The following is an 8,861-nucleotide window of genomic DNA, read 5'->3' on the forward strand; positions in this document are numbered from 1 at the left end:
ACCACGCGACCGGCGGGCCTCTGCGCCGCGTACGCCGAAAGCACTGGCGCCCACCGTGTCGATCTACCAGAACCCCGACTACGTCGAGGGCATCCTCCAACAAACGTACGGGCAGCCCCTGCTGACCGAATTCGGCAATGAGATGCGCGATGAGGGCGACGAGTCGAAGGACACGACCAAGGGCGGGAAAGCGAAGACCGGGGTGACCGCGAGATTCCCTGGCTTGTTTGGGGGCGAAGCAACAGCCGAGGCCGACTACGAGAATCGGTTGGGCCAACGGCACACAACCGGCACCACCGCTACGTCGCGCGCTCACTACACCCAGCCGTACTACCTCCACGTTGTCCGCTCCGCTCTTCGGCAGGCCGGGCTGATCCAAGACGTTGCCGGCAGGACGGCGGCGGCCTCTTTGGAGCCGGGAGACTTCGTAGAGTTCTCGACGGCGTTTGAGCCTAGCCAGATCACCGCTCTGCTCGACATCGTGACGCCGGACCTGGTCGAGCAAGTGGTGCGCAGACGACAGTTCACGGCCGGGATGGCCTCCTTCGAAGGCGGAGCCCTAGAAAAGGTGCAGGAGTTCAAGCTTCGTCTCGAAGGCGACATGGACACGTGGGGAGCGATTGGACGCACTGCAGTGGAGGCAGTTCGGGCTGACTTCCGCAGCACCAAAACACGCGAGTTCTATGGACGCGTCGGCGAAGGCCCCGACGCGCTGACCTTCATCACCATGTGCGACGCGAAGCACTTCGTGGTGGAAGACGAAGACCGCATCTTGGACGGCCGGTTCACCGTGCTCGGGAAGGTCGTTAACCCAGTGACTGAAGACGAACCGATCCTGGCTCGCAACAAAGTGCTGGAGAGACTTAAGCCCGAGGCGGTCGATCGGTTGGTAGAGGCGATCAACGAGTCCGTGCGACAGCAAACGGACCGGGTCGACGCTCTCACCCAACCTGATGACGACGACCGCGACGCAGACGATGCCGATGTGCAGGTCGACGCGGACGACGCGGACGACGCCGACGTACAGCTCGACGCAGACGAGGACCAGGGCAGTGAGGCTGCACCGGCGGACGTCTTTAACTTCACCCTGGATGCTCGGGTGGCAGGTGCATCTGTTCGTGTCATACCGGTTGCTATCTACATCTGAGTGCTTCTCCGCAGTCAACCGGCCGCGGGAAAACGTCCACAGCCCCGCGCCCCTCGACGCAGAACAACCCCCACGCCGCTGTCTGGGCCAGCGTGGGGGTTGTCCGGGTCCCTCTGTGCTTAGCCCTATGAGGGTCCCTGGGTGGCCTGGGCTAGCCGTACGGCCGTCGAGCTCGCGGTGAAGCGAGTCTGCCGCTGACGGTAACGCGATGGGTGCGTTTTGTCAGGGGGTGGAGATGGTGGTGGCAGTCACGGTCACCACGGCGTACTCCTGGTTCTTCTGCGGTCTGGAGTGCACGCCGATCGCGGTGGCTGCGGCTTTCACGGCTGGTTGGTCACCGCGCAGGATGGTCACGGTGTGGGACACCTGGGTAACCAGCCGCCCTTGCGCAGCGGCGGCAGCATCGACGTGGTTGAGGGCTGTGTTCAGTGCCGCGGTGATGTTGGCATCGAGGCCAACTCCCCAGAAGAGAGTGACTGTTTTGTCAGGCATCCGGGGTGCTGCCGGAGGGTGCCTCAGGTCGCCGGGTGGTGCGGCTGCCCTTGGGTCGGCCACCGCGGCGATTGGTGGGTTGCGCCAGGCCGAGCTTGCGTAGCTCGGTGGACGTCCAACCCGCTTGGGTTGCATCACTCCACGCCGCGGCTGCGTCGCGATCGGCTGCATCGGCGGCCTCGCGCGCCTGAGTTGCTGTGCGTTGCCGTTCGCTGAGTTTGCGGACGGCGTCGATACGTCCAGCGAGTAGTTCCTGTGCTCTGTCGGTGATCTCAGTCATGGGTTCACGATAGAACCGGCAGCCGCACCACATGGACCCTCTCCTCCGTGGCCTGTATTTTCCGGATGCACCGATCAACGGTTCAAACACGCGTTGAGGTAAGCGGCGGGAGCAAACACGCGTTGAGGTAAGCGGCGGGAGCAAGCTAATAGATAGGGTGCCCCCATTGGCACGCGGGGGGTTGCGCTTCGCTCTCCCGCGGGCCAAGCTGGGCACCAGAATCCGTCGCGCTGAGCGGCGCGCGACGGGTATCCGCCGATGGCGGTGGCAGGACATCGCGGTGCGAGACAACGACGTGGAGGTGTGTCGGTGAGCGAGCGGGAGGGTGTGTTTCGTCGGCGCCGCACTGAGGGCCGGCGCCCGCATCGGACGGTGATCCGGCACACCGATGAGGAATGGGCTCGGGTGCAGGCGATGGCGCAGGTCCAAGGTGTCTCTGTACCCCGTTTGTATGAGCGGGCGTTGCTGGCTGGCGATGTGGTGGTGGCATCGAAGCTGACGTCATTGCGCGAGGAGATGCACGGTCCGCGCCGTTTGCTGGCCAACGTGGCCAACAACTTGAACCAGATGGCACGGGTCGCGAACGTCAGTGGCGAGGTGGCGACCGCGCAGCAGCTGGAGGCCGCATTGCACACGTTGCACCAGCAGGTCGACCGCTTGAATGGTCTGCTGGAGCAGGTACCGGGCGGGCCGGACCTGTGATCGTTCATGTGTGCGCGCGGGGGAAGTCGATGCCCGGTCTGATGCGCTATGCGTTCGGTCCGGGCAAGGCGAACGAACACACCCACCAGCACCTGGTCGCATCCTCCGGTGTCTTGGCGACGGAGTGGGCGGGTCAGCTGTCCCCAGCAGAGGCGGGTCAGCTGGGGCGCATCATGGAGGCTGCCTGGCGTGATCAGCACGCCGAAGGACGCGCGCTCGTCGGGGCGACCGCGCGAGGTGGTGTTTCTGGCGCGTCGCTCACCGCGGACGGTACGCATCGTGACGCAGATCGTGAGCACGTGTATCACGCCGCACTATCGCTGGCGCCGGGTGAATCATTCACCGACGAGCAGTGGTCTGCTGTGGCTGCAGATTTCGTGCAGGGCATGGGTTTTACCTCCGGCCCAGAAGACACTCGCGGTGCAACGTGGGCGGCGGTGCGGCACGGATTGACCGAGAAGGGCAACGACCACATTCACGTGATGGTCAACCTGGTGCGTCAGGACGGGCGCCGTGTGCAGCTGCCGTTCAACGACTACCGCCTGGCCAACCAGGTGCGCCAAAGCATCGAGCAGCAGCATGATTTCGTCACCCCACTGCACGATCGCGGGCATGGGGTGGATGTTGGTCTGTCCTTGCCGGCGTACTCGCAGAAGGAAGCTGCGGTCGCTCGTGACTACGCCGTCGCGGGACAGTCAGGGATTCCCGACCGGGTATCGCTGCAGCGCATCGTGCGTGCCGCTGCCGCCACGGCCTCCAGTGAGGTCGAGTTCATTGCGAACGTGGTCCAGCATGCTGACCTGGACCCGGCGCGGTGGTCCACCGGTGACCGCGCGGTGGTCACCGGATATCGGGTGCGTCTGGACGACCAAGGTCGCTGGTTCACCGCGACCCAACTCGCTCCTGACCTGACCTTGCAGAAGCTTCGAGCGGGCTGGAGCGACGGACCTGGTGAGCGCGAAGACGCGGCGGCGGTATGGCGAGGAGACACCCCCGTTCCCACGCCCGGCGCGTCGGCATCGGCCGAGGCAGAACTGACGCGGGCACACGAACACCTCGCAGCGTGGAACCGGGACCTGGCGCAACTGGACCCCACAGACAAAGCCGCATGGAAACGGCACACTGCGCACGCCGGGGTGGTGATGTCGGCACTGTCGATACCCGACGCACCATTCACCACTCAGCTCGGTCCCGCCGCCGATCAGCTGACCCGCTGGGGCCTTCCCACCAAAACCGGCGGCCCCCAGCCCGAACCCGCTGCGCCTATGGACGCAGCGACTCCACCTCCTGCGGCGCCGGTGCTCACCGTCGGTCCAGGCGAACTCGCGGCCCGGCAGATCATGCTCGCCGTCCGCGCAACCGACGGCAGCTCCGCTCGAGGGTGGTACGCCGTACTGGAGCAGATGAACCGCGCCACGCGCGCCATCCGTGATGCGCAGACCGCCCGCTCGGAGCTGGTCGCAGCTCGTGCGTGCACCGCACACGTCACCGCCCAGCTCCAGGAAACGATCACCCAGGCCGGCGGCGCGACACAGACGGTCACAGCCGAACGAGACCTCACCCACCTCTCAGCGGAGGACCGCGAAGCGCTGCAGGCGTCCGCGCCAGGGCACACTCCCGGCGCATTCACCGGTCCCGCGCGAGACACCACTCAGGATTGGTCGCCCCGGGGCACTGAGCCCCCGGAGCGGGGCCAACGACGCGGGCACGGCCAATGATGCTGGTCCCGGTCGGGCGTCAAGCCCAGCCGGCCTAGTAGTCCATATTCGTAATCATGTCCTGCTCGTACGCGAACGCGTTGATCATGGACGCCAAGCCATCTTCTGACTTGGTGCACTCCGCCACCTGCGCCATGAACTTCGCATCGAACCGCACTGCTAGTCCGGACTCGATCCACTCCATCGCGTTGGGGGCGTTGTTTGTGAGCCAGGCGTCGATCTCATCGAGCAGAGCGAAGACGCCTTCGATATCACGCTCTGAAGCAGCGTGAAAGGCCATCAGCGGGCTCTCGCGGATGTTGGAGAGGCCTACCGGGAGCGCACCAAGACCGGGTGTGTGTAGGTAGATAGTGGCCCCATTGCCTTTCTCAAACCCGCCGTGCGAGTAGGTGTTCCGCCACCGCTCTACAACCTCGGCGAGCCGCTCCCGCAGGCGAACCGCCTCTGCATCACTGTGCCCAACGACGCGGCGCCACTTGTCGCCCCATCGGTCTCCGATGATCTTGACCAGATTGTCTGTCGCCGGGTCGAAGCCGGCGAAGGGCAGCGCCAGGACCAGCACGTGTTCGACCCAGCTCACGTAAGCAGATATGGCGGCCACGAGGTCGCGGAACGAATTCATCGCCATCACGTTGCGACCAGAAGTGAATAGCTGCCCAGTCAAGCCCTCGTGCTCAACGCTCTCGACCACGTCTTCAACGACGTCAGGGTGGGTTGCCCGCTCCCGGAAGTAGGTGTACGTGCCGCGAAGCTGGCGATGCTGATTCACCACCGTCACGTTGCCGGCGTTCAGGATGCCGTTGGCGCGTTCAGCCAGTAACCCTTCAACGGTGTTGACCGCCGAGATCAGCTTCTTCCGCATCTCTGCGAGGAGGCGATCCGCTTGCTCCTCGGTGAGGTCGCCACCCACGCGCAGCCGTAGACCAAATTTCTCGTGAGCAAGCTCGCAGGGGTACCCCTTGTAAGTGAAGTCCGTCCACCACGCCACCTTCTCGCCAGGACCGCTATGAGTTATGCCGATGAGGGTCAGCGCGTGGCAAAGCAATACCGGGATGGGTGCCTCCTGCGGGGGCAGGGTCGCACGATAGGACGGCAGGCTGTAGTCGCGCTCATCGTGAGGGATCGGCGGCCCGAAGTCGCGCAGTGCAGTCTTGGACAGGACCTCGGCTGCTGCTTCCTCCGAGGTTGACACTCTTCAGATGATGCCAGGAGCGGCCACCGTAGGACCGATCATTTGGCCCGATTTATGCCCGCACGCTCGTCCCCACCACGGTCGGTTCTGGCTACGGACAGCCCCGCTGACGGCATCCCTATTTACGGAAGTTCTTGGCCCGGTCGCGGCCGACGTTGTCGCCGGGGCTGGCCGGCTTGGCGGCTCGGCCCTGACTGCGGTTGGGGTCGTTGAGCATGGCGTCGGTGGAGCGGCTGAACCCGGGCGCTGATGCGGTGCGAGCTTCCCAGTCCTCCTCAGACAAGGTGTGCAGCCCCGCTTCGCTCGCACGGTCGTAGACAGGGACGCGGAGCTGCTGCTCGTTCAGGGTCAGCTCGTGCTCCTCCCCCTCATCCTGCTGCTGGCGTGCTCGCGCTGTCTGCTCTTGTTCGGTCGGCTGCTCCACGCCCCCGGACCGCAGCTCGTCCTGTGCGCTGCCCGGCGCGAGGCCGGGAGCCCCCAGGGTGTCCTGGGCCTCCGTGGCCTGTGCTGCGGCCTCGCCTTCGTCCTCCCGTAGCGCGGCCAGCCGGGTGTCGATGTGCATCGTCAGGAAATCGCGGTCCAGGTCGTTACCCATCGCCTGGGCCACATCCATACGGGCGTACTCCACCCGCTCGAATGCGTCGACGTCGCCATCGAGCAGACCGTCCCGGTCGGCGTCGATCGCCGCGTCGACCACGACCATCCCCGCCGACGGGGCGGCGTCGGGGCTGGCCAGGGTCGTACGCATGAACTCCGGGTCGGCCGACCACAGATCCGCCGGATCGGTACCCGCCGGCCACGACACGAGCCGTGCGTCAAGGTCGTGCTCGGCCAGCCTCCAGTAATCCTGCACGGTGGCCGCGGTTCCGGCGGCGTCCGCGTCGTTGCCCAACCAAATCGCACCGCCCCGGGCGTGCTCGGCGAGCTGCTCCACCTGACTGTCCGTCAGCGACGTACCCAGTGGTGCGACCCCGTGGATGCGGCCCTGTCCGGCCGCGGTGACGGCGATCGCGTCGAAGGGGCCCTCCACCCGAACCATGCGGGCCTTGTCCGCGGTGGTGTTCGTGACGGCTTCGTGCAGGCCGAAGACGTGGTCGCCTTTGCGGTAGGCCGGTGTGGCACCGGTGTTGAGGTACTTGGGCGCACCGGGATCGTGCGACAGGTCGCGGCCTACGAATCCGACGACATCGCCCTGCACGTCTCGGATGGCCACCGTTGCGCGGTCACGAAATACGTCGATCACCGATCCGCGGCTGGAGACGCGCCCCAGTCCGGCGGCCACGATCTCCTGGTCGCTGGCACCGTTCGCGCGCAGGTGCTGTGTCAGGTGTCGCCATCCGGGCGGGGCGTACCCGAACTGGTAGGTGCCTGCATCGACGACCTCTTGTCCAACTCTGCCGGTCACGTACTCGTGGCCAGCGCTCCCGGGGGTCATCCGCGCCTGGAACCACGATGCTGCTTGCTCGTTCAGCTCCAGCGTTCGCCCACGGGTGATCTCAGCTGCCGTGGCGCTCTGCGTCGCACCGCTGCGCTCGGGAGACGCCTGCACTATTGGTGCAGGCGTCTGGCCCAGTGCAGGAACTTCTGCCGGCGACGCCTCGCGTAGTGCAGCGACGTCGACCCCGTCGCCGCGCGCCTCCTGCGTGTCGTACGCGGCCCAGTACCGCCCGAACTGCTCACGTTGGTTCAACCCACGCCATGCCTGGTCGGTCTGGGCGGCAGTGGTGCCCTCGGGCATGCTCGACGCGAATTCACGTCGAGCCATCGCCCACGAACGTTCCCGGTGCGCGCGTTCCCCCTCCGTCGTCGCCTTGGAGGGGGCCACCCCCCGCTCGGGCTGGATCTCGTTGGATGCGACGGGCGCCGGTGAATCGGCGTGCGGCACGTTGCCCTGCCGGAGGTTGGGTCGTTCTCGTTCGGCGTTTGCCTGGTTCTCGCCGCGCCGGCGGGCGTCGGTGTGCGCGACCCGTAGATCGCTCACCACATCGAGCAAGTACGCGTCTGGTGAGTTGCCCCACCGCCGGCGCAGCTCGCCGTCGAGCTGACCGACGGCATCAGCAGCCGTTGTGTGACCCACGGCCGTCCCGGGCTTCTGATCGGCCACATCCAATCGCGCTGCGCGGTAGGCCTGCGTGACCTGCTCGTCGGAGGCGGCGCTCATCGCCGCGCGCTCCAGCAGGGGACCGTACTCACCTGCTCGGGGCAGCACCCCGGCGATTACCTGGGCGACCTGTTCGGTCGACATGTTCTGCTCGTTCATCGACCGAACGTGCGCGCCCAGCTCCTCATAAGAGCGTTGCCCGGCGGTCTCGGACCACAGCTGCACGAGCTGCTCACGTGGCATGTCGCCTTCCCCGACGTGCCGAGCCCATGCCTGCATCCGAGAGTCCAGCGGAATCTGTCCCTGCGCGAACCACCCCTGCATGTCATCGACCAGCGCCCGTTGCTGGTCGCTGCTAGGCATGCCGTCGGCCGCGACGTGACCCAACCCTTCGCCCCGGTCGTAGTAGAACGGCGCGTGCGCGGCGGCCAGGTCCGCGGCCTCGCTGACGCTCATCCCGGCTGCTGGCGCCCCGGCGCCCAGCTCCATGCCCGGCTCTACCGATTGAAGGATCGCGGCAGGGTCTGCACCGAAACGGTCGGTGATTCGTTCCTCAAGCTGCGCGGCGGCATCCCGGGCAACCGGGTCCTGCCCGGACCATTCCTGCGCCCGGGACCACGCTTTGCTGGCTGCGACACGGTCGCCGCCCTCGACAGCGCCCTCCCGTGTCCATCCCCCGTAGGCGGCACGCGCCGCGGACCGCTCGTCCAACCACTCCTGCCGCGCCGCGTGCTGGGCATCGCTGTGCGACTCGCGCTGCCCGCTGCCGGGTTCGCGCGCGGACTGCTGCAGCTGCCGGCGCACCTGCTCCAGCTCCCGGGCCCGTGCCTGCTCACTGGCGGCCTGGCCGCGCTGAGCGTCTTGCGCGGACCGCCCCAGGCGCTCCATCACCTGGCCCAACGCCATGAGAGCCGTCCGCAACGCCCGGTCCAGCTCGTGGCCAGCTTCCAACTCGATGTGCTCGCTCATGCCATGACTCCCTCACCCTGATCTGCCTGGTCGACTGCGCCGGCCACCCGCGCGGCTGCGGCCTCTTGCTCGATTTCGCGGCGCTGCCGCACGACGTCCTCGAACTCGCACGCAGCGTCGTAACGGAACATCTCCTCCGGCGGCGTGGCGCTGGCCCACATCGGCAACGCTTCGTGGTGGGTCTGGCTGCACCGCTCGAACGGTCCTTGGGGGTCGGTTAGGACCCGCATGTGGTAGTCGATGTGGTCGCGCCACAGCGT

8 protein-coding genes are annotated in these 8,861 nt (G+C 66.7%); 3 read left to right on the top strand and 5 right to left on the bottom strand.

Features of this window, described 5'->3' with window-relative positions; all coding sequences use genetic code 11:
- The first annotated feature begins 55 nt into the window (after positions 1–55).
- Entirely contained in the window at positions 56–1,147 is a 1,092-nt protein-coding gene (locus HNR15_RS17365) for a DUF6414 family protein (protein ID WP_179483883.1), read from the top strand.
- Between the two features lie 222 nt (positions 1,148–1,369).
- Here the strand turns inward: HNR15_RS17365 and HNR15_RS17370 are convergent, their stop codons facing one another.
- Together HNR15_RS17370 and HNR15_RS17375 are read right to left on the bottom strand one after the other, a co-directional pair.
- A complete protein-coding gene (locus tag HNR15_RS17370; RefSeq protein ID WP_179483884.1) occupies positions 1,370–1,639 on the bottom strand; it encodes a hypothetical protein in 270 nt (89 codons plus the stop codon).
- Positions 1,632–1,919, bottom strand: a complete 288-nt coding sequence (locus HNR15_RS17375; protein ID WP_179483885.1) for a hypothetical protein — start codon at positions 1,917–1,919, stop codon at positions 1,632–1,634. Before HNR15_RS17375 ends, HNR15_RS17370 begins: the two co-directional genes overlap by 8 nt.
- A gap of 309 nt (positions 1,920–2,228) precedes the next feature.
- Here HNR15_RS17375 and mobC point away from each other — a divergent pair, with 309 nt between their 5' ends.
- A complete protein-coding gene (mobC, locus tag HNR15_RS18955; protein ID WP_179483886.1) occupies positions 2,229–2,621 on the top strand; it encodes a plasmid mobilization relaxosome protein MobC in 393 nt (130 codons plus the stop codon).
- 29 nt (positions 2,622–2,650) lie between these two features.
- Complete coding sequence (locus tag HNR15_RS17385) at positions 2,651–4,339, top strand: relaxase/mobilization nuclease domain-containing protein (protein WP_179483887.1); 1,689 nt, start codon at positions 2,651–2,653, stop codon at positions 4,337–4,339.
- A 34-nt stretch (positions 4,340–4,373) separates the two neighbouring features.
- Here HNR15_RS17385 and HNR15_RS17390 read toward each other — a convergent pair whose 3' ends face one another.
- The 3 genes from HNR15_RS17390 to HNR15_RS17400 form a co-directional block, all read right to left on the bottom strand.
- Positions 4,374–5,531, bottom strand: coding sequence for a hypothetical protein (locus HNR15_RS17390; RefSeq protein WP_179483888.1), 1,158 nt, complete (start codon positions 5,529–5,531; stop codon positions 4,374–4,376).
- A 118-nt stretch (positions 5,532–5,649) separates the two neighbouring features.
- Positions 5,650–8,601, bottom strand: a complete 2,952-nt coding sequence (locus HNR15_RS17395) for a toprim domain-containing protein (RefSeq protein WP_179483889.1) — start codon at positions 8,599–8,601, stop codon at positions 5,650–5,652.
- Positions 8,598–8,861 (bottom strand): DUF4913 domain-containing protein (locus tag HNR15_RS17400; RefSeq protein WP_179483890.1); only part of this gene is annotated, 264 nt, incomplete at its 5' end. The genes HNR15_RS17400 and HNR15_RS17395, both read right to left, overlap by 4 nt.

The organism is Allobranchiibius huperziae (assembly GCF_013410455.1).
Taxonomy (GTDB): domain Bacteria; phylum Actinomycetota; class Actinomycetes; order Actinomycetales; family Dermatophilaceae; genus Allobranchiibius; species Allobranchiibius huperziae.

Excerpts from the sequence above, each read along its gene's own strand:
- HNR15_RS17370 (WP_179483884.1), bottom strand. The coding sequence starts at position 1,639 with ATGCCTGACAAAACAGTCACTCTCTTCTGGGGAGTTGGCCTCGATGCC.
- HNR15_RS17375 (WP_179483885.1), bottom strand. The coding sequence starts at position 1,919 with ATGACTGAGATCACCGACAGAGCACAGGAACTACTCGCTGGACGTATC.
- HNR15_RS17385 (WP_179483887.1), top strand. The coding sequence starts at position 2,651 with ATGCCCGGTCTGATGCGCTATGCGTTCGGTCCGGGCAAGGCGAACGAA.
- HNR15_RS17395 (WP_179483889.1), bottom strand. The coding sequence starts at position 8,601 with ATGAGCGAGCACATCGAGTTGGAAGCTGGCCACGAGCTGGACCGGGCG.